The organism is Kitasatospora sp. NPDC006697, from assembly GCF_042869935.1.
GTDB lineage: Bacteria > Actinomycetota > Actinomycetes > Streptomycetales > Streptomycetaceae > Kitasatospora.
This window is the reverse complement of record NZ_JBIAGU010000010.1, coordinates 225,075-248,363: the sequence shown is the minus strand read 5'-3', so window position 1 is coordinate 248,363 and position 23,289 is coordinate 225,075. Positions and strand designations below refer to the sequence as shown.

Below are 23,289 nucleotides of genomic sequence, written 5' to 3'. Positions count from 1 at the left end.
TCGCACCCACGCACCGACCCGTGGGGCGGGTCTAGCGTGGCGGGCATGGAAAGCAACAACGAGCTCGGCGAGTACCTGCGTGCTCGCCGCGCGACGGTCACGCCGCGGGATGCCGGGCTGCCCGACGGCGGGGACCGGCGGGTGCCGGGGCTGCGGCGGGACGAAGTAGCGCTCCTGGCCGGGGTGAGCACGGACTACTACATCCGCCTGGAGCAGGGCCGTGAGCGGAGCCCGTCCGAGCAGGTGCTCCGGGCGATCGCTGCGGCACTGCGGCTGGACGGCGACGCGACGGGGCACCTGTTCCGACTCGGCCTGCCCGTCTTCGCCAGGGCGGCCGCGGCACCTGCCGTCGCCCCGGAACTGGTGCGGCTGATGGACGGCATGCGCGACGTGCCGGCCTTCGTGGTCAGCGCGGCGCAGGACGTCCTGGCCGCCAATGCGATGGCGTCCGAGCTGTACCGCGGGTTCGCCCGGTACGACAACCTGCTGCGAATGATCTTCCTCGACCCGTTCGCGCGGGAGTTCTACGTCGACTGGGACAAGGCGGCGCGCACCGCGGTGGGCAACCTGCGGGCGTCCTCCTCGCAGTTCCCCGAGGACGAGCGAATCGAGCAGATCGTCGGCGAGCTCAGCGTGCGCAGCCCCGCCTTCAGCGGCCTGTGGGCACGGTACGAGGTCCGTCCCCGCACACGGGAGGACAAGCGCCTGCGGCATTCCCGCGTGGGTGAGGTGCTGCTGCACTTCGAGGCGCTGGCCGTCACCAGTGCCCCGGGTCAACACCTGTCCGTCTACAGCGCGGAACCGGGCAGCGCCAGCGCCGATGCCCTGGCCCTGCTCTGCCGGCTGGCGGAGCAGGGCTCGGCTCCCACCGTTCAGGACATCGCCGAAGAGGAAGAAGGGGAAGAAGTCGTCCGGTCATGACCGACGCCCCGTCCGGCACCGCCGGCACCTCCAAGGTCGCGTACCTGGAGGAGAACCTGACCGAGACGGAACTCGGCGAACTCACCGGCGCCGCATGACCCGCGCCCCCGCGGCCCCGTCCCACCAACTCACCACCGAAGAAGGCACCTCAAGCCATGCTGCTCCCCTCCACCGAGGCAGGCCGGGGACGGCCCGTCGTCCTGCTGCACGCCCGGCCCACCGACCGCACCATGTGGAACGCCCATCTCCCGCTGCTCGCCGAGGCGGGCGTGCGGGCCATCGCCCTGGACCTGCCCGGCCACGGCGACGCCACCGTGCCCGATCGGCGCGAGGTGGCCCCGTGGTCGGACGTGCTCGACACGCTCGACCACCTCGGGGCCGACCGCTTCGTGCTCGCCGGGAACTCACTGGGCGCCCTGGTGGCGCTCCAGGCCGCCGTCACGGCACCCGAGCGGGTGGAGGGCCTGGTCCTGGTCGGGTACCGGCCCCACGACCAGCCCGCTTCCGCACGTCTGGACGCCGCCTGGGAGGCCGAACGCACGGCGCTGGCCGCCGGTGACCTGGACGCCGCGGTGCGAGCCGGCGTCGAGGCGTGGATCTCGGACGGCGCCGCAGAGGAGGTACGCACCCGCGCCGCCCTCATGCTCCACCGCCGGCTGACCGGACAACCCGCCCACGGCGAACCGCCGCAGGCAGCGGATCCCCTCGGCACGGGCCCCGCAGTGCTGCACGCGCTCAGGGGCATGCCCGCTCTGGTCGGCGTCGGCGAGCACGACATGCCCGACTTCCACGAGGGCGGCGAGGCACTGGCACGCGACCTCGACGCGGGCCGGACCACGGTCATCCCCGGCGCCGGACACCTCGCGCCACTGGAACAGCCCGCGGCGTTCTGCGCCCTGCTGCTGGACTTCGTCCGCCGCCTCCCGCAGCACTCGTCGACCGCCGCCGACAGCCACCGAGCAGCACGTAGGCTCTGACCTGCGGAAATGCCCTACCCAAGCAGAAAAGTCGGGCGCAGTGTACGCGCCCGACTTGTCCGTCTCGCTGCGGACGAACGTCCGCTTCGCGTGCCCCAGGCAGGATTCGAACCTGCGACACCAGCTTTAGGAGAGCTGTGCTCTATCCCCTGAGCTACTGGGGCCCAACCCCGGACAGCCTAGCGGATGGCCCGCTCGGCGAGGCGCAGCCGAGGTGATGGCGGCCGGGCGGCCTAGCACGGGGGCCGGCGGGGGCGCCAATCCGTCCCGTTCGCTTATCCGTTGTTGATCGGCTCCGGTTAGCGTCGGTGTATGACCGAGCCGATCGCGCCGACCACCGTGCCACCCGAGTACCTGCAGAGCGGGGACCTGGAGAACTTCGTCCTGCTGTTGGACGGGCTGAAGCAGTCGCTGGCCGAGGAGCGGGGGCCCGAAGAGGGGGAGTGAGCAGGTCGGCGGTGTGGTGGGGGCCACACCGCGGGGGGCTGCCCGGGGCCGGGTCCCGGCTGGGTAACGACATGCCTTCCGGGGTCGCTACCATCGGCACTGGTAATGAACCCCGCGGTCCGGGCTGGGACGCGGTGAAAACCCCCGAAAGGCTCATACGTGTCTGCGCCCCAGGAGACCTCCTTCGCCGACCTCGGCAAGGTTCTGGTCATCATCCCGACCTACAACGAGATCGAGAACGTCGAGCGGATCGTCTCCCGGGTCCGGGCAGCGGTCCCCGAGGTGCACGTCCTGGTCGCGGACGACAACAGCCCGGACGGCACCGGTGAGGCCGCCGACAAGATCGCCAAGGAGGACGGCAACGTCCACGTGCTGCACCGGAAGGGCAAGGAAGGCCTGGGGGCGGCCTACCTCGCCGGGTTCCGCTGGGGCATCGACAACGGCTACGACGTGCTGGTCGAGATGGACGCCGACGGCTCGCACCAGCCGGAGGAGCTGTACCGCCTGCTCACCGCGCTGCGCAACGCCGACCTGGTGCTGGGTTCGCGCTGGGTGCCGGGCGGCAAGGTGGTCAACTGGCCGAAGTCCCGCCTGCTGCTGTCGCGCGGCGGTTCGACCTACTCCCGCCTGATGCTGGGTGTGCCGATCCGCGATGTCACCGGCGGCTACCGGGCGTTCCGCAAGGAGACCCTGCTCGGCCTCGGCATGGACCAGGTCGCCTCGGCCGGGTACTGCTTCCAGGTCGACCTGGCCTTCCGCTCGGTGAGCAGCGGCTTCAAGGTCGCCGAGGTGCCGATCACCTTCGTGGAGCGCGAGCACGGCGCCTCGAAGATGAGCAAGAACATCGTGGTCGAGGCGCTGTGGCGGGTCACCGTCTGGGGTCTCCAGGCCCGCCTCGGCAAGCTGACCGGCAAGAAGCGCCGGTAGTCGGAGCGACGGAAGCGGCCCGCACGCGATCGAGCGTGCGGGCCGCTTCGTCGTTGTTCCGGGCGGGAAGCTAGCCGAGCCGGGTCAGGCGGGAGAGGACGGCCGGGGGCGCGAGGTCGCGCTGGAGCACCACCGGCACCTGCACCTGGCCGGGGCCGCTGCCCGCGGTGAGGGTGGCGACCTGGGTGCCGGCCGGGGCCGAGTGGCCCAGGGAGCCGGTGCGCTGCAGGGTGACCGAGGTGGAGGTGCCGGTGAAGCCGGGCACCGTGAGGTCCTTGCCCGCCACCAGCGGCACCCTGCCGCCGAGGCCGTCGTCCACGTAGCCGACCACCTCGCCCTGCTTGGCCAGGGTGTGGCCGGTGACGGCGGCCTGGCCGGCCGTGATGATCCGTGAACTGACGCTCTGGGCGGCCTTGATGATGTTGTCGGTGGCCGTCGGGGGCTGACCCAGGGTCACCCCGAGCAGCAGCTGCTGGGTGCCGCCGACCTCCTTGGTGGCCGCCCACATCAGGCAGCTGCCGGAGGGGGTGGAGGAGCCGGTCTTCACGCCGATCACGCCGGTCTTCGGGTCGATCAGCTCGTTGGTGTTCTTGATGACCGAGCCGCCGACGGTGGCGCTGGTCTCGGCCACGATCTGCCGGAACACCTCGTCCTTCATGGCCAGTTCACCGATCTTCAGCTGGTCGGTGGCGGTGCTCTTGGTGTTGGCGCTGTAGCCGGCCGCGTCGGTGTAACTGGTGTGCGCCATGCCGAGGGCGGCGGCCTGCTGGTTCATCTGCTGGACGAAGTCCTGCTCGTTGCCGGCCACCCAGCGGGAGAGCAGCCGGGCGATGTTGTTGGCGCTGGGCAGCATCAGCATCTCCAGCGCCTGGTACTCGCTGATCTGCTGGCCCTCCGTCACCTTGGTGGTGGACTGGTCGGGGAGGTTGGACTCCTGGGCCGCGGCCTGGTCCACCGTGATCGTCGGGCCGGACTGGCCGCGCTTGAGCGGGTACTTCTGCAGCACCAGGTAGGCGTTCATCACCTTGGTGACGCTGGCGATCGGCACGGGCGTGTCGGCCGGGCCCGAGCTGCCGAGCGAACCGAGGCCGACCACCTCGGCGGCGGCCTGGCCCTTGGCCGGCCACGGGAGGGCCACCGGGTCGCCGGTGAAGGTGTAGGAGGTCGGGGCCGTCACCGAGATCCGCGGCGCGGGCAGCGGGCGGAGCAGCTGGGCGGCCACCAGCGCGCCGATCACCAGGACGGCCACCAGGGTCCAGACGACGGCACCGCGGAGGGCCCGGCGGCCCGGGGAGCCGAGCGGCGGCGGGGCCGACGGGTCGGCCGGGGGGTCGAGCGGCGGCGCGGCCGGCGGGGCCGCCGGGGGTGCGGTCGGCGGCTGCACGAAGACGGGCGGCGGGGCCGACGCGGCGACAGACGGCGGGGCCGGCGCGGCCACAGGCGCAGCGACCGGCGCGGCCACAGGCGCGGCGGCTGACCCGGCGACAGGCGCAGCGGCCGGCACCGGCGCCGGGCTCTTGAGGATCACCGTCGCGGACGCCGGGAGCGGCTCCACGGGCGCCGCGTCCGCCTCGAGCTCAGCCTCCTCCACCGCCGCCTCGACGGCGGACACCAGCTCCTCGTCAGCCGCCTCATCTCCCTCCGCCGTCTCATCCGCGGCCGCCCTCCCGTCCCGGATCGCGAGACGGGGGTCGACGGCCTGCGGCTTCTCCGCCGCCGGCGCCGCGGGCTCGGGCTCCGGGAGCCGCAGGAAGGTCGTCGCACTGTCCACATCGCGGATGCGGAGATGGACAGTGCCGCCGCCTCCCGCCGGGGCCGGCTCCCGCGGCGGCGTCCCGGCACCATCCGCCGTCCGCTCCCGCCCGCCCTCGCCGTCCTGCACCTGCTCCGGGCCCTCGCCCACGTCTCCCGACCTCCTCGCGCTCTCGTCACGGTCCCGTGCGGCGCCTCCGGCACCTCCGACGCACGACACCGATCGGCATCCTGAGTGCCATCAGCGGCGGCGGTCCCGATCGGCGCGCACCGCTACAGTCTCCGCCAGCGGCATTCCCCGGCGGGCCGCCACACCCCGTCCGACCGGCGGTTATTCCGCCCGCACGGCCCATCCCGGGAACAGACGTCCGCTCACCGGGCCCCGGTTCCCCGCCCACCACCGCTGCAGAAACGGTTCCCCCCGCAAGGTCACGATTCGGAGGCGTACTCGACAAGCCCGTGTGAGAGGCGTCACGCTGTCATTCATCCACGCGGGGAGGCTTGGATGGGCAAGAGCCGTAGAACTATTCCCGAGGAACTCCTGCTGCTCGCTCTGGACCCGGCCACGGGCACCACGGCGCAGCCGCAGACCCTCGACCTCGGACTCGCCGGGGCGCAGCTCGTCGAGCTGTCCCTGGCTGGACGGATCGTCCCGGACGGGGACCGGATCGCCGTGGTGCTGCCGCGGCCGACCGGTGACCCCACCCTGGACCACGCCCTGGAACTGCTGCGCCGTCGCGGCAGTCCGGTGCGTGCCGCGCACTGGATCGGCGGGCCCCGACTGGGGCTGCGGCAGACCTATCTGGCGCACCTGGAGCGGTGCGGCATGGTCGCCGCCGTACAGGGCCAGGTGTGCGGGGTGCTGCCGACGACGCGGTACCAGGCGTCGGACGACTGCACCAACGCGGCGATCAAGCAGCGGCTGGACACCGCCATCCGGACCGGCGTGCCGCCGGACCCGAGAACGGCGGCACTGGCGGCACTGGCGCACGCGGTCGGCCTGGGCAAGCACCTCTACCCGGGCAACGAGGGCCGGTCCTCGCGGTCCCGGCTGCGCGACCTGATCCGCTACGACCCGCTCGGCGGCATGGTCGCGCACGCCGTGATGGACGTGCAGAACGGCCTGCCGACCCAGCAGGCCCGCACCACCGGGCGCGCGCCGGCCCCACGCACCGGCGCCGGCTCCGCCGCACCCAGCCGGGTCGGCGCCCGCTGACCCGTCGGCCCACCCGTGCCCTGACAGCCCGCCAGGGCCCGCACGGTCCCAGGGGCGGCCGTCCCCGCTTGAGCAGCGGGGGCGGCCGCCCTCCGTCGTTCCATCTCATTACCACTTCAGCACCCCGGTCCGGGCCAGAATCGCCTACTCCGGGCCAGGTGGGACCGTTTCCGGGCGATCGGCCGCGGCGGGATGCCATGCTGCTGGGGCCGGGGGTTGGCGGAGTCCGGACAGGCAGCCCGACTCCGCCGTACGTCCACGCACCGCCACCCACCCCAGAGGTACTGCCGGAGGTCGATGTGTCCGCCAGCGTCAATCCCACCGTCCGACGCCGCAGGCTGGGCGCGGAGCTGCGCCGGCTGCGCGAGCAGAAGGGCATGACGGCCGAGCAGGTGGCCGAGCGCCTGATGGTCTCCCAGTCGAAGATCAGCCGGCTGGAGAACGGGCGGCGCAGCATCAGCCCCCGGGACGTCCGCGACCTGTGCGACGTCTACGACGTCAAAGACGACAAGATGCGCAACAGCCTGATGGAGATGGCCAAGGAGTCCAAGCAGCGCGGCTGGTGGAACGACTTCGGCGACATCCCCTACAGCGTCTACATCGGCCTGGAGACCGAGGCCTACTCGATCCGCTCCTACGAGTCCTCCTTCGTCCCCGGCCTGCTGCAGACCCGGGAGTACGCCGAGGCCTCGGTGATGGGCGTGCAGCCGGACACCGACCAGGAGTCGATGAACCGCCGGGTCGAGGTGCGGCTGAAGCGGCAGGACCGGATCTCCGGCGAGGAGCAGCTGTCCAGCTTCTGGGCGGTGATAGACGAGGCCGTGCTGGCCCGGGAGGTCGGCGGCCGGGCGGTGATGGCCAGTCAGCTGCGCAAGCTGCTGGAGGTCGGCGAGCGGGCGAACGTGAACATCCAGGTGGTGTCCTTCACCCATGGCGCACACCCCGGCATGACCGGGACATTCTCCCTGCTGGAGTTCCCGGAGTCTGCCGATTCCACGGTTGTCTACTTCGAAGGTGTGACGAGCGACCTCTACCTGGAGAAGGACCAGGACGTCCGCCGCTATACCGGTCTTTACGACCACCTCAGGGCGGCGGCGCTCAGCGTCGCCGAGTCCAGGTCGCTGATCACCACCTACGCGGAGGAGTACGAGAATGGGATTCAAGCCGCTGACCGCTGAGCCGGGCTGGCGCAAGAGCAGCCACAGCGGTCCGAACGGCAACTGCGTCGAGGTCGCGGTCCCGGCGCCGGCCGTGGTTGCCGTCCGCGACTCCAAGGACCCGGCCGGCCCGCGTCTGCAGTTCTCCCCCGCCGCCTGGCAGTCCTTCGCCGGCGCGGCGGGCCTCGACCGCCTCACCACCGCCTGACGGCTCACCGCCCCGCGACGGTTTTCAGGGCACCGTCCGGAGCGGCCGCCCGAAGGCACCGGTCCGGCCTGGCGGGGCCGCTCTCCGGTCAGCCGACCGGGTAGCGCTCCCGCCAGGCCGGTCCGGCTCCGGGGCCGTGCAGTTCGGCCCCCTGGCTGAGCTCCAGCACCAGGTCGTCGGCCAGTTGCAGGATGGTGCCCCGGCCCTCCAGCTCGGCCAGCCACTCGCCGGGCAGCGCGGTCTCCCCGTGCAGCGCGCCCAGCAGGCTGCCGCAGACGGTGCCGGTGGAGTCGCTGTCCCCGGAGTGGTTGACCGCCAGCAGCAGGCCCGCCCGGACGTCCTCGGCGACCAGGGTGCAGTAGACGCCGATCGCCAGCGCCTCCTCGGCCACCCAGCCCTGCCCCAGCTCCGCCACCCGCTCGGCGGACGGCTCCCCGGCCCGCACGGCCGCCAGCGCCCCGCGCAGGGCCGCCGTGGTCTCCTCGTGGCCCGGCCGCTCGGCCAGCAGCGCCAGCGCCTGCTGCACGCCCTCCTCGACGGTGGCGCCGCGCAGCACGGCGTGCACGATCACCGCGAAGGCGCCGGCCGCCAGGTAGCCGGTCGGGTGGCCGTGGGTCAGCACCGAGCACTCGATCGCCAGCTGGCAGACCAGGGCCGGCTCCCAGCCGATCAGCAGGCCGAAGGGCGCGGCCCGCATCACCGTGCCGCAGCCCTTGGAGTCCGGGTTCTTGGGCTGCTCGACGGTGCCGAGCCGGTCGGCGTCCGGGCCGGTGAGGCCGGCCAGGCAGGCGCTGCCGGGGGCCCGGCGGGCGTACAGCCACTCCTCGCGGCCGAGCCAGCCGAGGTCCTTGCGGCGCTCGTCCGGGCCCCAGTCGCGCTGGGTGGCGGCCCAGCGCAGGTAGGCGTGGTGCACGTCGGTGGGCGGGTGCCAGCCGCCGGCGGACTGCCGCACGTGCGCCCGGATCAGGCCGTCCACGGTGAAGAGCGCCATCTGGGTGTCGTCGGTGACCGCGCCGCGCCGCCCGTAGGCGGGCACCAGGCCGGTCACCCCGGCCGGGCCGTGCGCGGCCCGGATCGCGTCGAGCGAGTCGAACTCGATCCCGGCGCCCAGGGCGTCGCCGATCGCCCCGCCGAGCAGCACCCCGCGCACCTTGCTGCGGTACTCCTGCTGCTGGGTGCGCGACCAGAGGGGAATCACGGATCGACGGCCTTTCAGTGGACTACGGGACCGCGCCCGGGACGGCCCCGGGCGCAGCCTCGCACTGTAGTTCGTGACGGTGCCGACCGCGACGGGCGCAGCTCAACGGGCCGTCAGCTGATACCCGGTCAGTCCGGGCTCACAGTGCCTCGTCCAGTTCGCGCAGCAGCCGGGCCCTGGGCCGGGCGCCGACCATCGACTTCACCGGCTCGCCGTCCCGGAAGACCATCAGGGTGGGCATCGAGAGCACCCCGTAGGCGGCGGTGGTGGCCGGGTTGCGGTCAACGTCCAGCGCGACCACCCGCAGCCGCCCGGCGCGCTCCTCGGCCACCGAGGCCAGCACCGGCGCGATCATCCGGCAGGGCGGGCACCAGTCGGCGGTGAACTCCACCAGCACCGGCAGCCCGCTGCCCAGCACCTCCTGCTCGAAGGTCTCGTCGGTCACCTCGGCGATCCCGTCAGCCATCGTCCCCGTCCCTCCACTCGTCGGTCAGTTCGCAGCGCGGATCGGCGGTGCTCGCGGCGGCCAGCTCGGCCCGGGCCAGCTGGCCGGCCACCTGCTCGCGGACCTCGCCCAGCCGGGCCAGGCAGTCGTCCAGCTCGGCCAGCTTGCGCCGGTAGACCTCCAGCGAGGCCGGGCAGGCGTCGCCCTCCGGGTGGCCGGCGCGCAGGCACTCGACGAACGGCCGGGTGTCCTCCAGCTCGAAGCCGAAGTCCTGCAGCAGCCGGATCTGCCGGACGGTCTGCAGCTCGGCCTCGCCGTAGCTGCGGTAGCCGTTGCCGGTACGCCGCGCGGTCAGCAGCCCGCGCGACTCGTAGTACCGCAGCGTCCGGGTGGTCGTCCCCGCCCGCTCCGCCAGTTCGCCGATCCGCATCCCGGTCCTCCGTCCACGCTCTCCCCGTGACGGTAGACCTTGACCCCGACGTCAACGCCAGGGCTGCTCAGTCGAGCACGGGCAGCAGCTCCGGCAGGTGGCCGTCGGAGGCGAGGGCGGCGGCGCGGCGCTCGGCCGGGACCTCGCCGTAGGTGGTGGTGCGCTGGCGGGACGGGCGGCCGGCCGCGATGGCGATCGCTTCGAGCTCGCGGATCGACTTGTGGCTGCCGTAGGCGGAGCCGGCCATCCGGGAGATGGTCTCCTCCATCAGCGTGCCGCCCAGGTCGTTGGCGCCGCTGCGGAGCATCTCGGCGGCGCCCTCCGCGCCCAGCTTGACCCAGCTGGTCTGGATGTTGCGGATGTGCGGGTGCAGCAGCAGCCGGGCCATCGCGACCACCGCGCGGTTGTCCCGGTGGGTCGGGCCCGGGCGGGCGATCCCGGCCAGGTAGACCGGCGCGTTGGTGTGGATGAACGGCAGCGTGACGAACTCGGTGAAGCCGCCGGTGCGCTGCTGGAGCTCGGCCAGCAGCCGCAGGTGGCCCAGCCAGTGGGCGGGGGTGTCCACGTGGCCGTACATCATGGTCGAGGAGGACCGGATGCCCAGCTCGTGCGCCGTGCTCACCACCTCCACCCAGGTGGCGGCGGGCAGCTTGCCCTTGGTCAGCACCCAGCGGACCTCGTCGTCCAGGATCTCCGCCGCGGTGCCCGGGATGGAGTCCAGGCCGGCCTCCTTCGCCGCGGTCAGCCAGTCCCGGATCGACAGGCCGGTGCGGGTGGCGCCGTTCACCACCTCCATCGGCGAGAAGGCGTGCACGTGCATCCCCGGCACCCGCTCCTTCACCGCGCGGGCGATGTCGAAGTAGGCGGTGCCCGGCAGGTCGGGGTGGATGCCGCCCTGCATGCAGACCTCGGTGGCGCCCACCTCCCAGGCCTGCTCGGCCCGGTCGGCGACCTGCTGCAGCGAGAGGGTGTAGGCGTCGGCGTCGGTGCGGCGCTGGGCGAAGGCGCAGAACCGGCAGCCGGTGTAGCAGACGTTGGTGAAGTTGATGTTCCGGGTGACGCAGTAGGTGACCTCCTCGCCGACCGCGTCCCGGCGCACCGCGTCGGCGATGGCGCAGAGCGCGTCCAGCGCCGGGCCGTCGGCCTGGAACAGGGCCAGGGCCTGGTCGTCCGTCAGCTTCGCCGGGTCGTCGGCCGCGACCGCGAGGGCCGCGCGGACGTCGCCGTCGAGCCGGGCCGCCGGGATCGCGGCGACCTGCTCGCGCAGCGCCTCCCAGTCGCCGTAGACCTCCTCGAAGTCGGCCCGGCGGTCGGCGCTGCGGCCCTCGGTGTCGATGGTGCGGTGCAGGTCGGTGCGGCCGCTCGCGGCCGGCAGCTGCTCGGGCTCCTGCCAGGGGCGGCCGAGCAGCGGCGCGTCCGGGCGGGCCAGTCCGGTGGCCGGATCGGCCAGCGCGCCGACGTGCGGCAGCAGCCGCGGGTCCAGCCAGGGCTCGCCGCGCAGCACGAACTCGGGGTAGACGGTCAGCCGCTCGCGCAGCTCGAAGCCGGCCCCGGCGGTGCGGGCGGCCAGCTCCTCGATGGCCGGCCAGGGCGCCTCGGGGCTGACGTGGTCCGGGGTGACCGGCGAGACGCCGCCCCAGTCGTCGATGCCCGCGCTGATCATCTGCTCGTACTCGCCCGCCACCAGGTTCGGCGGCGCCTGGATCCGGGCCGACGGGCCGAGCACCACCCGGGTGACGGCGATCGCCGCGGCCAGCTCGGCCGGGCCGGTGTCCGGGCGGGCGCGCATCACGGTGTCCGGCTTGGCGCGGAAGTTCTGCACGATCACCTCCTGGATGCCGTGGTAGCGCCGGGCCACCGAGCGGATCGCCAGGATCGACTCGGCCCGCTCCTCGAAGGTCTCGCCGATGCCGATCAGCAGGCCGGTGGTGAACGGGACGGCGCTGCGCCCGGCGTCCTCCAGGGCGCGCAGCCGGACGGCGGGCTCCTTGTCCGGCGAGCCGTGGTGCGGGCCGCCGGGCTCGGACCAGAGCCGGGTGGCGGTGGTCTCCAGCATCATCCCCATCGAGGGGGCGACCGGCTTCAGCCGCTGGAACTCGGTCCAGCTGAGCACGCCCGGGTTGAGGTGCGGCAGCAGGCCGGTCTCCTCCAGCACCCGGACCGCCATCGCCCGGACGTAGGCCAGGGTGTCGTCGTAGCCGTGCGCGTCCAGCCACTCGCGGGCCTCGGGCCAGCGGTCCTCGGGGCGGTCGCCGAGGGTGAAGAGCGCCTCCTTGCAGCCCAGCGCGGCGCCCTGGCGGGCGATCTCCAGCACCTCGTCCGGGGAGAGGAACATGCCGTGGCCGGCCGCCCGCAGCTTGCCGGGCACGGTGACGAAGGTGCAGTAGTGGCAGCGGTCCCGGCAGAGCCTGGTCAGCGGGATGAAGACGTTCTTGGAGAAGGTGATCACCCCGGGGCGGCCGGCCTCGGCCAGCCCCGCGTCCCGGACCCGGCCGGCGGTCGCGCACAGGTCGGCCAGGTCCGCGCCCCGGGCCTGGAGCAGCACCGCGGCCTCGGCGCGGTCCAGCGCGACCCCGTCACTGGCCCGGCGCAGGGCCCGGCGCATGGCGGTCTCGGTCGGTGCGGACTGGTCTCCCCTGGCGCTCATGACCTGACCCTACGCCAGGAGGAGGACCGGCCCGGGTCGGGAACCCTGAGGGGACATCAGGGTTGACTAAATCCTCGGATGTACTTTCGTTTGGCCCTGAGGAGCGATGCCCCGGGCGGCCCCGCGGGTCTCTAATGGATGTCATCAGACCGAGTGCCAGGGTTGGACACCACGGAGGGGCTGAACCGATGACGCAGTACGCAGGATTCGATGACCAGCAGGACGGGGCGGGGAGCCCGTACCGGGCCCGCCGGCGCACCGCGCTGCGGCTGATGGTGCCGATCGCGGTGGTCGCCGCGGCAGCCACCGCGGCCGCCGTGGTGCCGGCCCTGGCGAGCGACGGCGCGCCGTCGCTGCCGCAGCTGACGGCCGAGCAGCTGGTCACCAAGGTGCTGGCGAACCAGACCCAGTCGCTCAGCGGCACGGTCCAGGTCAGCACCGACCTGGGCATCCCGAGCGAGCTGACCAGCGTGCTCGGCCAGGGCGGCGGCGCGGCCGGTGCCGCGGGGGCGGCTGGCGCGGCCGGCGGCAGCGGGCAGGCCAAGGAGAAGGCCGGTTCGGGCGCCGACCCGACGGCGCAGCTGGCCGAGCTGCTCTCCGGCAGCCACACCCTGCGGATCGCGGCGGACGGGCCGGACAAGCAGCGGATCGCCCTGGTGCAGAACATGGCCGAGTACGACCTGGTGCACAACGGCACCCAGGCCTGGGCCTGGGACAGCTCCGGCCAGCAGGCCGTGCACTACACCGGTCTGCGCTCCGGCGCCGGCGCCGACGACGGCGACCTGCCGGGCGGTCAGGTGCCCGCCACCCCGCAGCAGGCCGCCCAGCAGCTGCTGGCCGCCAGCGCCACCGACTCGGACGTCTCGCTCGGCGGCACGGCCAGCGTGGCCGGCCGCAGCGCCTACCAGCTGAGCGTGAAGCCCAAGCAGTCCGGCTCGACCATCGGCGAGGTGCGGATCGCGGTCGACTCCGCCACCGGCACCCCGCTGGCCGTGACGGCGCTGGGCACCTCCGGCGGCACGGTCTTCGACAGCCGCTTCTCCGAGGTGTCCTTCGGCCACCCGAGCGCCGCCACCTTCGACTTCACGCCCCCCAAGGGCGCGACCGTCACCGAGAAGGCGGCCGGGAACGAGAAGCCGCAGGGCGCCAAGGGCGACCTGGCCGGCGGCGCCGGCGAGCAGGGCCGGGCCAAGGTGATCGGCCAGGGCTGGACGGCGGTGCTCTCCGCCCAGCTGCCCGCCGAGCTGAACCAGACCCCGCCGGCCGGCTCCGGCGAGCGCAAGGGCGCCAAGGGCCTCAGGAGCGCGACCAGCCCGCTGGCGCTGGTCAAGTCCTTCGGCAAGCCGGTGGCCGGCGGCACGCTGATCAGCAGCAAGGTGCTCAACGTGCTGATCACCGACGACAACCGGGTCTACGCGGGCGCGGTCACGCTGCCCGTGCTGCAGGCCGCGGCCGGGGTGAAGTAGCAGGTGGCGCACTCCCCCGCGCTGGAGTCCCCGGCGGGGGGGGGGGGGGGGGGGGGGGGGGGCCCCCCCCCCCGCGGGGGGGGCCCCGGGGGGGGGGGGGGCCCCCCCGGCCCCCCCCCCCCGCCGGGGCGCCTCCGGTGATCCGCACCCAGGGCCTGACCAAGCGCTTCAGCGGCGGCCAGCTGGCCGTCGACGGGCTCGACCTGTCCGTGCCGCGCGGCAGCGTCTTCGGCTTCCTCGGGCCGAACGGCTCCGGCAAGACCACCACCATCCGGATGCTGATGGGCCTGGTCGCGCCCACCTCCGGGATGGCCACCGTGCTCGGCGAGTCGATGCCGCAGTCCGTCAACCGGGTGCTGCCCCGGGTCGGCGCGCTGATCGAGGGCCCGGCGCTGTACGGCTTCCTCTCCGGCCGGGAGAACCTGGTCCGGTTCGACTCCGCCGACCCGACCTCCGACCCGCGCACCCGGTCCGCCCGGGTGGGGCAGGCGCTGGAGCGGGTCGGCCTGGCCGCCGCGGCGGGCAAGAAGGCCCGGGCGTACTCGCTGGGCATGAAGCAGCGGCTCGGCCTGGCCGCCGCGCTGCTGCAGCCGCGCGAGCTGCTGGTGCTGGACGAGCCGACCAACGGGCTGGACCCGCAGGGCATGCGGGAGATCCGGGCGCTGGTCCGCGAGGTGGCGGCCGAGGGCACCACGGTCTTCCTCTCCTCGCACCTGCTGGACGAGATCGAGCAGGTCTGCACCCATGCCGCCGTGATGTCCAAGGGGCGGCTGCTGGTCCAGGGCACGGTGGCCGAGCTGGCCGCCCGGGCGCAGGGCCGGCTGGTGGTGCGCACCCCGGACACCGAGGAGGCGGCCCGGGTGCTGGCGGAGCAGCGGGTGACGGGGCTGCAGGTGACGGACGGCCAGGTGACGGGTGATCCGGCGGGGGCGGACGCCTCCTCGGACGACGAGCTGCTGCCGCGGATCTGCGCGGCGCTGGTCGGGGCCGGGGTGCGGGTGCGCGGCTTCGGGCTGGAGCGGGGGACCTTGGAGGACGCCTTCGTGGCGCTGACCGGAGAGGGATTCGATGTCGCGGGTTGAGGCTCCGGCGCGGCCGGTGGCGGCGGCGCCCGCCGTCGGGGCCCGGGCGCAGACGGTGCCCGGGTTCCTGGCGCTGTTCCGCAGCGAGCTCGGGCTGACCTTCCGCCGGGTGCGCAGCGTCGCGCTGCTCGGGGTGCTGGCCCTGGTGCCGATCCTGATCGGCGTGGTGGTCAAGCTGGAGACCGGCAACATGCGCCGCGGGGACGGCGGCGGCCCCGCCTTCCTCGCCCAGGTCACCCAGAACGGCGTCTTCCTGACCTTCACCGCGCTGGCCGCCTCGCTGCCGGTCTTCCTGCCGATGACGGTCGGCGTGGTGGCCGGCGACTCGGTGGCCGGCGAGGCCGCCACCGGGACGCTGCGCTACCTGCTGGTGGCGCCGGCCGGCCGGACCAGGCTGCTGGCGGCCAAGTTCACCGCCGCGCTGGCCTTCTGCCTGGCCGCCACGCTGTCGGTGGCGCTGGCCGGGCTGCTGGTCGGCTCGGTCCTCTTCCCGGTGGGCGATGTGGCGCTGCTCTCCGGCGACACCATCTCGCTCGGCGAGGGCCTGCTGCGGATGGCGCTGATCGCCGGGGTGGTGGCGCTCTCGCTCTCCGGGCTGGTGGCGATCGGGCTCTTCATCTCCACCCTGACCAACAGCGGGATCGCGGCGATGGCGAGCACCGTCGGCCTGGTGATCATCGTGCAGGTGCTGGACAGCTTCCCGCAGCTGCACGCCGTGCAGCCCTGGCTCTTCACCCACCACTGGCTGTCGTTCGCGGACCTGCTGCGGCAGCCGATGTACTGGGACGAGGTGCTGCGCAACCTCGGGCTGCAGGCGCTCTACGTCGCGGTCTTCGGCTCGGCGGCCTGGGCGCGGTTCAGCTCGCGGGACATCACGGCCTGAGGCACTGAGGCCTGCCGGGTCGCCCGCTGGGGTCAGTCCTCACTGCCCAGCGGGCGCAGGCGCAGGCGCCAGGGGTCCTGTTCCCCGTCCAGCTCGCCGACCAGCAGGCCGGGGCGGGGGATCACCAGGGTGCCCATGCCCTCGCCGTTGCCGGAGAGCATCCGGGAGAACCAGTCCAGGCCCTCCGGGGGCGGGCAGACGCAGTCCTCGCCGGCCCAGCAGCCGCAGACGAACTCCCAGTGCCAGCTGCTGGAGTTGGCGTGCACCACCAGTTCGAGCGGCGTGCCCTGGGGCAGCGCCAGCACGGTGGAGCCGGTGCCCTCGCGCTGGTCCAGCAGCCGCTCCAGGTCGGCCGGGCCGACCAGCTGGACCGACCACTCGCCCAGGCCGCCGCGCCCCTCGACCTTGAGGTGGGTCATCTCCGGGGTCAGCAGGGCCCGGCGGCGCACCAGGCCGTCGCTGGAGAAGGCGTTCAGCAGCACGGCGTGGGTGGCGACCCGGCTGCGGGTGCGGGTCATCGGGGTGACCGTGAGGTACTGCTGCGCGGCCTTGGCGGTGACGAGGGCCATGGCGGCCTTGCCGGGCTGCGGCCAGTCGATCGGGAACTCCTCGATGCCCCGCTCGGTGAACGTCCCGGACCAGTGGAAGGGCTCGCCGTCGTGGCGCTGCGGGACGGTGGTCGGGACGTCCCGCGGGCCGGCGGCCGGGGCCAGCCGGGGCAGGCCGTCCTCCCCGCGGAACGGGCCGGCGGCGCCGGGTACGGCGTCCGCGGGGGCCGGGAGCTCGGCGCGGCGGCGGTGCTCCAGGGTGGCGAGCTGATGGTGGACCACGGCGAGCAGGGTGTCCCGGCCGATCGGGGCGGGCCGGCGCTTGGTCATGACGACCGGGGCGGGGAGGGCCTTGGCGTTGGCCTTGGCCGTGCGCTCGGGCAGTGCGCGCGCCTCGACGGCCGCGGACACCACCTCCCGGGCGGCCCGCTCCGCCGTGGCGGCGGCGGCCTCGGCGCGGGCGATCGCCTTCTTCGCCTGGCCGCGGGTCAGCAGCGCCGTCACCAGTCCGGCCAGCCCCACCAGAAACGCCAGTACCGCCATCGCGCGCTCCCCGTCCGTTCGACTACGTACCGGAGGCTACGCCTTCGCCGACCGCCGGTTCACCCTGGGCGGGAACCACCGTGGTGCTGACCGGCTGCCGGGCGGTCCGGCGCAGCGCGTCCCAGGTGAGCACCGCCAGCGCCGCCCAGACCAGCCCGAAGCCCGCCCAGCGGGCCGGCTCCATGGTCTCGTGGAAGTAGGCGACGCCGATCAGGAACTGGAAGACCGGCGCCAGGTACTGCATCAGCCCGAGGGTGGAGAGCGGCAGCCGGATCGCCGCACCGCCGAAGCAGAGCAGCGGCACGGCGGTGATCAGCCCGGTCAGCGCGAGCAGCGAGGCGTGCCCGGCGCCGTGGCCGGTGAAGGTGGAGTGGCCGGTCACCGACAGGTAGACCAGGTAGGCCACCGCGAACGGGAAGAGGAAGGCGGCCTCCAGCGCGAAGCTCTCCAGCCCGCCGAGCGCCACCTTCTTCTTCAGCAGCCCGTAGCTGCCGAAGCTGAACGCCAGGATGAGCGCGATCCACGGCGGCCGCCCGTAGCCGACGGTCAGCACCGCCACCGCCAGCGCACCGATCCCGACCGCCGCCCACTGCGTGCGGCGCAGCCGCTCGTGCAGGACCGCGACGCCGAACGCGATGGTGACCAGCGGATTGATGAAGTACCCGAGGCTGGTCTCGACCACGTGCCCCGCGTTGACCGCCCAGATGTAGACGCCCCAGTTCACCGCGATCACGCAGGCCGCCAGTGCGCTGAGCGCCAGCCGGCGCGGCTGCGCGAGCAGCGGGCGCAGCCAGCCCCAGTGCCGGCGCACAGCCAGGATCGCCACCGCCGCCACCAGCGACCAGGCCATCCGGTTCGCCAGGATCTCCATCGCCGAGCTGGGTTCGAGCAACGGCCAGTAGAGCGGGAAGAGCCCCCAGATGCCGTAGGCGGCGAAGCCGAACCAGAGGCCCTTCCCGGTCTCGCTGCGGGCAACCTGCGGCATCGCGTCCTCTTCTCCGGCTCGCACGTGTTCCGAGCCGAAGGTAGCTGGCCGAGCAGCCCCCTGTCATCTCCGTCTTCTGTTTTAGCTCCTGACATCTGTCAGACCGGGTACGGCTCCCCCGCGGCCAGGCCGGAGAGCTTGGCCGGGTTCAGCTGGGTCCACATCTCCTGGATCAGCCCGTCCCGCACCGCGTAGGCGACGGCGGCCAGCACCGATCCCTCGGCGGTGCGGAAGAGCAGCGCCTCCTCGCCGTTGACCCAGGCGAACTCCGCGGTGGCCCCGGCCATCTCCGGCTTGGCCAGCACCCCGAGCGCCCAGCGCGCCACCTTGTCCGCCCCGCGGACCGGCCGCAGCGCCGCGCGGACCACCCCGCCGCCGTCCGACCAGGAGACCACCCCGGGCGCCAGCAGCTCCATCACCCGGCTCGCCTCGCCGGTCGCGCAGGCCGCCAGGAACCGCTCGGTCACCGCCCGGCGCTCGCCCGGGTCCGTCTCGTAGCGCGGCTGCCGCTCCTGCACGTGCGCCTTCGCCCGGTGCGCGAGCTGGCGCACGGCCGCCTCGCTCTTCTCCAGGGTCTGCGCGAGCTCGGCGTTGGAGTAGCCGAACACCTCGCGCAGCACGAAGACCGCCCGCTCCAGCGGGCTCAGCGTCTCCAGCACCACCAGCATCGCAAGCGAGACCGACTCGTCCAGCTCGGCCCGCTCCGCCGCCGTGTCCGGCGCGGTCAGCAGCGGCTCCGGCAGCCACGGCCCCACGTAGGCCTCCCGGCGCACCTGCGCGGAGGCCAGCCGGTTCAGCGCCAGGTTGGTCACCGTCCGCACCAGGTAGGCCCGGGGGTTGCGCACCTGCGACCGGTCCGCCTCGGCCCACTTCAGCCAGGCGTCCTGCAGGATGTCCTCGGCGTCCGCGACACTGCCCAGCATCCGGTACGCGGTGCCGAAGAGCAGCCGCCGGTGCTCGATGAGCGGGTCCTCGGTCCGGTCCTCGATCCGCTCCTCCGACGGGTCCTCGAACGGGTCCTCGAACGGGTCCTCGCGCTGCTCCGTGGTCACCGCCCCAGGCTCCCAGACCTCACGCCCGACGGGCACGGCGGCTCCGCGCCGCGCGTTGCCCTCGTGGGGGGTGACCGCTGATGCCGTGGCCGGTGTGGCTCGTACTCGCTCTGCCCGTCGTGCTCTTCCTCGGCGACCGGCTGCTCCTGCTGCTGGAGCGGCACGGCTGGGTCTACTGGCGCAAGCGGCAGCCGGAGCCGGGCGGCGGGTCGGTGTACAGCGCGCTCAACGAGCTGCAGACCCTGCTCTCCCCCGCCCAGCGCCACGCCAACGAGCAGCGGGAGCGCCAACTGAGCCTGCGCGACGACGAGTCGGCGGGCGCGCCGCACCCGCACCGGATCGACCTGGAGTCCGGGCAGGTGGTGATCCGCCGGCCGCCCGAGGAGGACCGACCGGGCGCGTGACAATGCGTCACTCCGTCCGCCATGATCATCCGGCGTACTGCCAAGCTCGGGGGAGTCCTGTGGCCGCCGATACCGTTCCGATGTCCGTCCGCCATGACGCCGTCTCAGGGCTCTGGACCCTGAGTGCACCCCCCGGGACGATGGGTGCGCCGGTCGTCTCCGCCGACCGGGTCTACCTCCCGGTCGACGGCCGGGTCACCGCGCTCGACCGCGCCACCGGCCGGGTGCTCTGGCAGACCCCGCACCGGGTCGAGTTCCACAGCGACTACGTGAGCGCCGTCTTCGCGGTCGGCGAGCACCTCGTAGTGCCCGACGCCCTTGCCTACATGACCAAGGGCGACATGATCTCGTTCGCCGTGCTGAGCGCCGCGACCGGTGGCCTCTGCTGGTCCCGGGAGCCCGAGCTGGTCTCGGGCTACTCGGCGCACGGCCGGACCCTGGTGTTCTGGCGGCTCGACCAGGAGGAGCGGGGCACGATCACGGCGGTGGACCTCGCCACCGGCGGCCTGCGGTGGCGGCTCGACCTCGACGCGCTGCGCGCGGTGCTGCCCACCGACGACCGGGTCGTCGCCAGTACGGCCGCCGAGGGGAAGCGCGAGGTGCGCGCCTACGACCTGTGCAGCGGCGAGCAGGTGTGGCGGAGCGAGGAGCACGGCTGGCCGGAGTCGCTGCGGCTGTCGGAGCGCGGCCCCTCGGCCGAGCCGGTGGTGCTGGCCTGGAACTGGCTCGGCAAGCAGCTGCGGTGGTTCTCCCCCGCCACCGGCGAGCGGCTCGGCTCCCTCGTGGTGCGCCCCAGGATCAGCTTCTACAGCAGCGACGACCCGCTGGTGCGCGCGGACGGCGAGAGCCTCTGGCTCACGACCAACGACCAGCGCCGCATCGACCGCCTGCGCCCGTTCGCCGCCCGGCTGCGCACCCGGACCTTCACCCCGCTGCCCCGCCGGCTGGCCCACAGCAGTCCCGAATTCGTCGAGGCGGCCGGCTGGCTCTACGCGATGGCCCATCCGGCCTTCGAGCGCCGGGACACCCCCTGGGAGGAGCGGCGGGGCACCCTGGTGGTGGCGGCCCGGGTGAACCGCCCCGGCCGCTACCGCCGGCTGACCCCCGTCCGCTGGCCCGAGGCGGTCCCGCGCGGCGAACGGGAGGTCATGTGGGGGGAGCTGGCAGCGGGGCGCAACCACGCCTACGTCCACGGGTGGCACCGCGACGGGACGGGCCGCACCATCGCACTGCGCGGCAACCGGGTGCTCTGGCGGCGCGAGGGCAGGCCGTGCCTGGCGGTGCCGGTCGACGACCAGGTGCTGCTGGTGGACACCGGCACCGAGCACGACCGCCTGTCCCTGATCGACGGCGAGACGGGCGCCTGCGCCGGCCCTCCGGCGGAACGGAACTGACGGCTCCGGCCACCACTCGGCAGCGCGGAGCCCCGGCGCAACGACCACTACGGGTGCGAGAGCCCACTGGACGCCCTCTGATGCTCACTCCTCAACCCTGGGTTCTCAGCTGATCCCCTGCATCAAGTTCCAGACAGCGAGTACGGTTGCTTGCTGTAACTGTCCGGACACGAGCGGCAGGGGCAGGCCGTGGCTGGGGGCGGGGAAGCGACCTTCGGCGAGTTCATCGCCAGGTTGCGCACGCGCAAGGGCTGGTTCCAACGTGATCTCGCCGCCGAGGTCCGTCGGAGCGAGGAGTGGGTGTCCGGGGTCGAGCGGGGGCTGATTCCGGTCCGCAACGTCGAGATGCTGGCGCTACTCGCTCGCGTACTAGGCACGACCCTGGAGATACTGCTGGCCTGCCCGCAACCTGCGCGGGTCGTGTCCAGTTCGCCTCGACGAAAGGTCAGCTCCGCTAGGCTGACGCCCAATCCGGCTGCCGAGGAGGATGACGACGAGGTGCGACGCCGCGAACTGCTGGCCGCTGCCGCTGCCGCCGTCTTCACGCCGGTGCTCGGCACCGAGCCGGCCGCAGCGAGCCCGGCGCCGCTGGCCCCGCTGGAGGAGCTGGTGCTCTACGGCACCGTCGGCACCATCCCCGGCCAGCGCGAGCCCACCGCGTCCTCGATCCAAGCCTCGATCCTGTTCGCACGTCAGGACTTCCGCGCGGCCCGCTACGACGCTCTCGCCCAGGCTCTGCCGGGGTGGATCGCCGCCGCCCAGAGCATCAGCCCTGCTGAGGAATCGACCCGGAACGTGGCTGCGCTCTACAACCTCGCGGTCCGGCTGTGCATCAAGATCGGCGACAACGGGCTCGTCGCCATCACCTCCGACCGGGCCCTGACCGCCGCCCGCGCGGGCGGCGACGGGCTGATCATCGCCGAAGCCCAGCGCATGGTCTCCAGTGCTTGGCGGCGCCAGGGCCATCTGAGCCGGGCCACCGACATCGCGGTCCGCGCCGCCCACGACCTGCAGCGCGATGCGAGCGTCCCCGAGACGGCTCGTCTCGCCGCCGAGGGGGACCTGTTCGCCACCGCCGCCTACACCGCCGCGAAGCTCGGCGACCGCCCCTACGCGCACTCGCTGATCGCGGAGGCTGCCGACAAGGCCCGTGCGGCCGGCCGCGCCTCCGGGCAGGTGGACGGCGTCCAGGGGGTCGCCCTGCACCACCTGTCGGTGCACTACGAACTCGGCGACTCCGGCCAGGCGATCGAGCTGGCCCGCACCGTGAACCCGGCCACGCTGCCCACAGCCGAGCGGCAGGCCCGGTTCTTCACCGACGTGGCCCGTGCGTTCGACCAGTGGGGCAAGCCCGAGCAAGCATTCCGCGCCCTGCTGGCCGCTGAACAGGCCGCCCCGCAGGAGATTCGCCGCAGCGCGGTCCGCGAGGTCGCCACCGACTTGCTGCGGCACGACCGCTCGCTACCCGGCATCCGCGACTTCGCCGCTCGGTCCGGTCTGCAACTCGGCTGACCCGTAATCGGCTTACGGGCCCGTAAGCCGATTACGGATCTGGTCTTCGCCTGGGCCTTTCACTGGGGACACCACTCCCGTCCCCGCTGACGAAAGCCCCCGTATGCCGACGAACAGCCCTTCTGCCCCAGCCGTCTCCGGCCCGCACCACCGTGCGACGGCCCGGGACCGGCTCGACGACTTCTGACCGCCTCCTAGGCAGTGCTGCACCTTCCCGTGCTGATGCCGTTCACCCTGGTTGTCCACCCGGGCGAGCAGGCCGCGCCCCCAGCGGCACCGGCCACCGCCCCCAGACCGACCCCTGGTCTAGGTCCGGCACCTCTTCACTCGCTCGTCCGAGAGGAGAACAAGTCATGCACCATCTCACTGAAGTACCGTCGATCGGGGCAGAGTTGGCGCGCGTCGACCACCGAACCACTCCCGAGTACTACTTCGAGACCGAGTGCGTCACCGACCCGGTCGTACTCCGGCTGCTCGATCGCTGCCCGACCGTCTTCGGCCTCAAGAAGGCCGTGGCCGACCTGCTGACCGGCCGGGACGAGACTGCACTGCCCGCGTCGGAGGGCGTCATCGAGCCCGGCGCGAGCGTGCGGGGCAAGGTGATCGTGGCGGCTGGCGCCGTCATCGCCGAGGGCGCGTTCGTCACCGGCCCTGTCCTGGTCTGCCCCGGGGCGGTGATCGAGGCCGGCGCCCGGGTCCGGGACAACACCGTCATCGGCCCCGACTGCCGTATCGGCTTCGGCGCCGAGGTCACCCGTAGCCTGCTGGTCGGCGGCGTCTTCATGAAGCACACCAGCTTCGTCGGCGACTCCGTCCTCGGGCTGGGCGTCAACATCGGCGCCTTCGTCTCCACCACCGGCCTGCGGGTCACCTCCGGGCCGGTCACCGAACCGGCCACCGAGGAGGTCTGCGCCCACCTGGACGGACACCGCATCGCCACCGGCCAGACCAAGTTCGGCGCCGTCGTCGGCGACGGCGTGATCATCCCGGCCGGGACCGTCCTGCAGCCCGCCACCCTGATCGGCGCCCACACCGTGCTCTACCCCAAGACCCAGGTCGGGGGCTTCTTCCCCGCCGGAAGCCAAGGAAGGTGAC

At 73.4% G+C, this 23,289-nt stretch carries 22 protein-coding genes, 1 tRNA gene and 1 pseudogene; 15 read left to right on the top strand and 9 right to left on the bottom strand.

Translation table 11 applies throughout. From position 1 onward, the window contains the following. Window positions 1-45 precede the first annotated feature (45 nt). Together ACFYNO_RS16790 and ACFYNO_RS16785 are read left to right on the top strand one after the other, a co-directional pair. On the top strand, window positions 46-921 hold the full coding sequence (locus ACFYNO_RS16790; RefSeq protein ID WP_388011874.1) for a helix-turn-helix domain-containing protein: 876 nt from the start codon (window positions 46-48) through the stop codon (window positions 919-921). A 155-nt stretch (window positions 922-1,076) separates the two neighbouring features. Next, window positions 1,077-1,898, top strand: coding sequence for an alpha/beta fold hydrolase (locus ACFYNO_RS16785; protein ID WP_388011872.1), 822 nt, complete (start codon window positions 1,077-1,079; stop codon window positions 1,896-1,898). Window positions 1,899-1,989: 91 nt separating this feature from the next. Here the strand turns inward: ACFYNO_RS16785 and ACFYNO_RS16780 are convergent. Further along, a tRNA-Arg gene (locus ACFYNO_RS16780) sits at window positions 1,990-2,062 on the bottom strand. Window positions 2,063-2,210: 148 nt separating this feature from the next. Here ACFYNO_RS16780 and ACFYNO_RS16775 point away from each other — a divergent pair. Beyond that, window positions 2,211-2,345 carry a hypothetical protein gene (locus ACFYNO_RS16775; RefSeq protein WP_388011870.1) on the top strand — a complete coding sequence of 45 codons (135 nt, stop codon included), beginning with the start codon at window positions 2,211-2,213 and terminating at the stop codon, window positions 2,343-2,345. A gap of 159 nt (window positions 2,346-2,504) precedes the next feature. Continuing rightward, complete coding sequence (locus ACFYNO_RS16770; protein ID WP_388011868.1) at window positions 2,505-3,272, top strand: polyprenol monophosphomannose synthase; 768 nt, start codon at window positions 2,505-2,507, stop codon at window positions 3,270-3,272. A gap of 70 nt (window positions 3,273-3,342) precedes the next feature. Here ACFYNO_RS16770 and ACFYNO_RS16765 read toward each other — a convergent pair whose 3' ends face one another. After that, window positions 3,343-5,175 carry a D-alanyl-D-alanine carboxypeptidase gene (locus ACFYNO_RS16765; protein WP_388011866.1) on the bottom strand — a complete coding sequence of 611 codons (1,833 nt, stop codon included), beginning with the start codon at window positions 5,173-5,175 and terminating at the stop codon, window positions 3,343-3,345. A 354-nt stretch (window positions 5,176-5,529) separates the two neighbouring features. Here ACFYNO_RS16765 and ACFYNO_RS16760 point away from each other — a divergent pair, with 354 nt between their 5' ends. The 3 genes from ACFYNO_RS16760 (at window position 5,530) to ACFYNO_RS16750 (ending at window position 7,605) form a co-directional block, all read left to right on the top strand. Further along, window positions 5,530-6,240 (top strand): GPP34 family phosphoprotein, encoded by a 711-nt coding sequence (locus tag ACFYNO_RS16760; protein WP_388011864.1) that lies wholly within the window; start codon window positions 5,530-5,532, stop codon window positions 6,238-6,240. 299 nt (window positions 6,241-6,539) lie between these two features. Next, window positions 6,540-7,418, top strand: a complete 879-nt coding sequence (locus ACFYNO_RS16755; RefSeq protein WP_388011862.1) for a helix-turn-helix domain-containing protein — start codon at window positions 6,540-6,542, stop codon at window positions 7,416-7,418. Then, complete coding sequence (locus ACFYNO_RS16750; protein WP_388011860.1) at window positions 7,393-7,605, top strand: DUF397 domain-containing protein; 213 nt, start codon at window positions 7,393-7,395, stop codon at window positions 7,603-7,605. Before ACFYNO_RS16755 ends, ACFYNO_RS16750 begins: the two co-directional genes overlap by 26 nt. Before the next feature lie 88 nt (window positions 7,606-7,693). Here the strand turns inward: ACFYNO_RS16750 and ACFYNO_RS16745 are convergent, their stop codons facing one another. The 4 genes from ACFYNO_RS16745 to ACFYNO_RS16730 form a co-directional block, all read right to left on the bottom strand. After that, entirely contained in the window at window positions 7,694-8,803 is a 1,110-nt protein-coding gene (locus tag ACFYNO_RS16745) for an ADP-ribosylglycohydrolase family protein (protein WP_388011858.1), read from the bottom strand. Between the two features lie 139 nt (window positions 8,804-8,942). Continuing rightward, window positions 8,943-9,269, bottom strand: coding sequence for a thioredoxin (trxA, locus tag ACFYNO_RS16740; RefSeq protein ID WP_388011856.1), 327 nt, complete (start codon window positions 9,267-9,269; stop codon window positions 8,943-8,945). Next, window positions 9,262-9,678, bottom strand: a complete 417-nt coding sequence (locus ACFYNO_RS16735) for a MerR family transcriptional regulator (protein WP_388011854.1) — start codon at window positions 9,676-9,678, stop codon at window positions 9,262-9,264. The genes trxA and ACFYNO_RS16735 overlap by 8 nt, the downstream gene beginning before the upstream one ends. A gap of 67 nt (window positions 9,679-9,745) precedes the next feature. Next, window positions 9,746-12,325, bottom strand: a complete 2,580-nt coding sequence (locus tag ACFYNO_RS16730; RefSeq protein WP_388011852.1) for a bifunctional FO biosynthesis protein CofGH — start codon at window positions 12,323-12,325, stop codon at window positions 9,746-9,748. 188 nt (window positions 12,326-12,513) lie between these two features. On the opposite strand from ACFYNO_RS16730, the gene ACFYNO_RS16725 reads away from it, so the two are divergent. From ACFYNO_RS16725 to ACFYNO_RS16715, 3 genes are all read left to right on the top strand, one after another. After that, on the top strand, window positions 12,514-13,791 hold the full coding sequence (locus tag ACFYNO_RS16725; RefSeq protein ID WP_388011850.1) for an outer membrane lipoprotein carrier protein LolA: 1,278 nt from the start codon (window positions 12,514-12,516) through the stop codon (window positions 13,789-13,791). Between the two features lie 137 nt (window positions 13,792-13,928). Further along, window positions 13,929-14,873 carry an ABC transporter ATP-binding protein gene (locus tag ACFYNO_RS16720; protein WP_388011848.1) on the top strand — a complete coding sequence of 315 codons (945 nt, stop codon included), beginning with the start codon at window positions 13,929-13,931 and terminating at the stop codon, window positions 14,871-14,873. Continuing rightward, window positions 14,860-15,756: an ABC transporter permease gene (locus ACFYNO_RS16715; RefSeq protein WP_388011846.1), complete on the top strand. Its 897-nt coding sequence runs from the start codon at window positions 14,860-14,862 to the stop codon at window positions 15,754-15,756. Before ACFYNO_RS16720 ends, ACFYNO_RS16715 begins: the two co-directional genes overlap by 14 nt. A gap of 32 nt (window positions 15,757-15,788) precedes the next feature. On the opposite strand, the gene ACFYNO_RS16710 is transcribed toward ACFYNO_RS16715, so the two are convergent. The 3 genes from ACFYNO_RS16710 to ACFYNO_RS16700 all read right to left on the bottom strand — a co-directional run bounded on the left by ACFYNO_RS16710 (window position 15,789) and on the right by ACFYNO_RS16700 (window position 18,884). Next, complete coding sequence (locus ACFYNO_RS16710; protein ID WP_388011844.1) at window positions 15,789-16,847, bottom strand: hypothetical protein; 1,059 nt, start codon at window positions 16,845-16,847, stop codon at window positions 15,789-15,791. 22 nt (window positions 16,848-16,869) lie between these two features. Continuing rightward, complete coding sequence (gene rarD / locus ACFYNO_RS16705; RefSeq protein WP_388011842.1) at window positions 16,870-17,832, bottom strand: EamA family transporter RarD; 963 nt, start codon at window positions 17,830-17,832, stop codon at window positions 16,870-16,872. Window positions 17,833-17,930: 98 nt separating this feature from the next. Then, complete coding sequence (locus ACFYNO_RS16700) at window positions 17,931-18,884, bottom strand: RNA polymerase sigma-70 factor (protein ID WP_388011840.1); 954 nt, start codon at window positions 18,882-18,884, stop codon at window positions 17,931-17,933. Between the two features lie 80 nt (window positions 18,885-18,964). Between ACFYNO_RS16700 and ACFYNO_RS16695 the strand changes: the two genes are divergently transcribed. From ACFYNO_RS16695 to ACFYNO_RS16675, 5 genes and pseudogenes are all read left to right on the top strand, one after another. Further along, on the top strand, window positions 18,965-19,288 hold the full coding sequence (locus ACFYNO_RS16695) for a DUF6191 domain-containing protein (protein WP_388011839.1): 324 nt from the start codon (window positions 18,965-18,967) through the stop codon (window positions 19,286-19,288). Window positions 19,289-19,290: 2 nt separating this feature from the next. Then, window positions 19,291-20,682: a PQQ-binding-like beta-propeller repeat protein gene (locus ACFYNO_RS16690; RefSeq protein ID WP_388011936.1), complete on the top strand. Its 1,392-nt coding sequence runs from the start codon at window positions 19,291-19,293 to the stop codon at window positions 20,680-20,682. 189 nt (window positions 20,683-20,871) lie between these two features. After that, a pseudogene (locus ACFYNO_RS16685) lies at window positions 20,872-21,054 on the top strand (multiprotein-bridging factor 1 family protein); the annotation flags it as partial. Between the two features lie 126 nt (window positions 21,055-21,180). Next, window positions 21,181-22,194 (top strand): XRE family transcriptional regulator, encoded by a 1,014-nt coding sequence (locus ACFYNO_RS16680; RefSeq protein ID WP_388011934.1) that lies wholly within the window; start codon window positions 21,181-21,183, stop codon window positions 22,192-22,194. A gap of 353 nt (window positions 22,195-22,547) precedes the next feature. After that, window positions 22,548-23,288, top strand: a complete 741-nt coding sequence (locus ACFYNO_RS16675; protein WP_388011838.1) for a hypothetical protein — start codon at window positions 22,548-22,550, stop codon at window positions 23,286-23,288. Window position 23,289 lies beyond the last annotated feature (1 nt).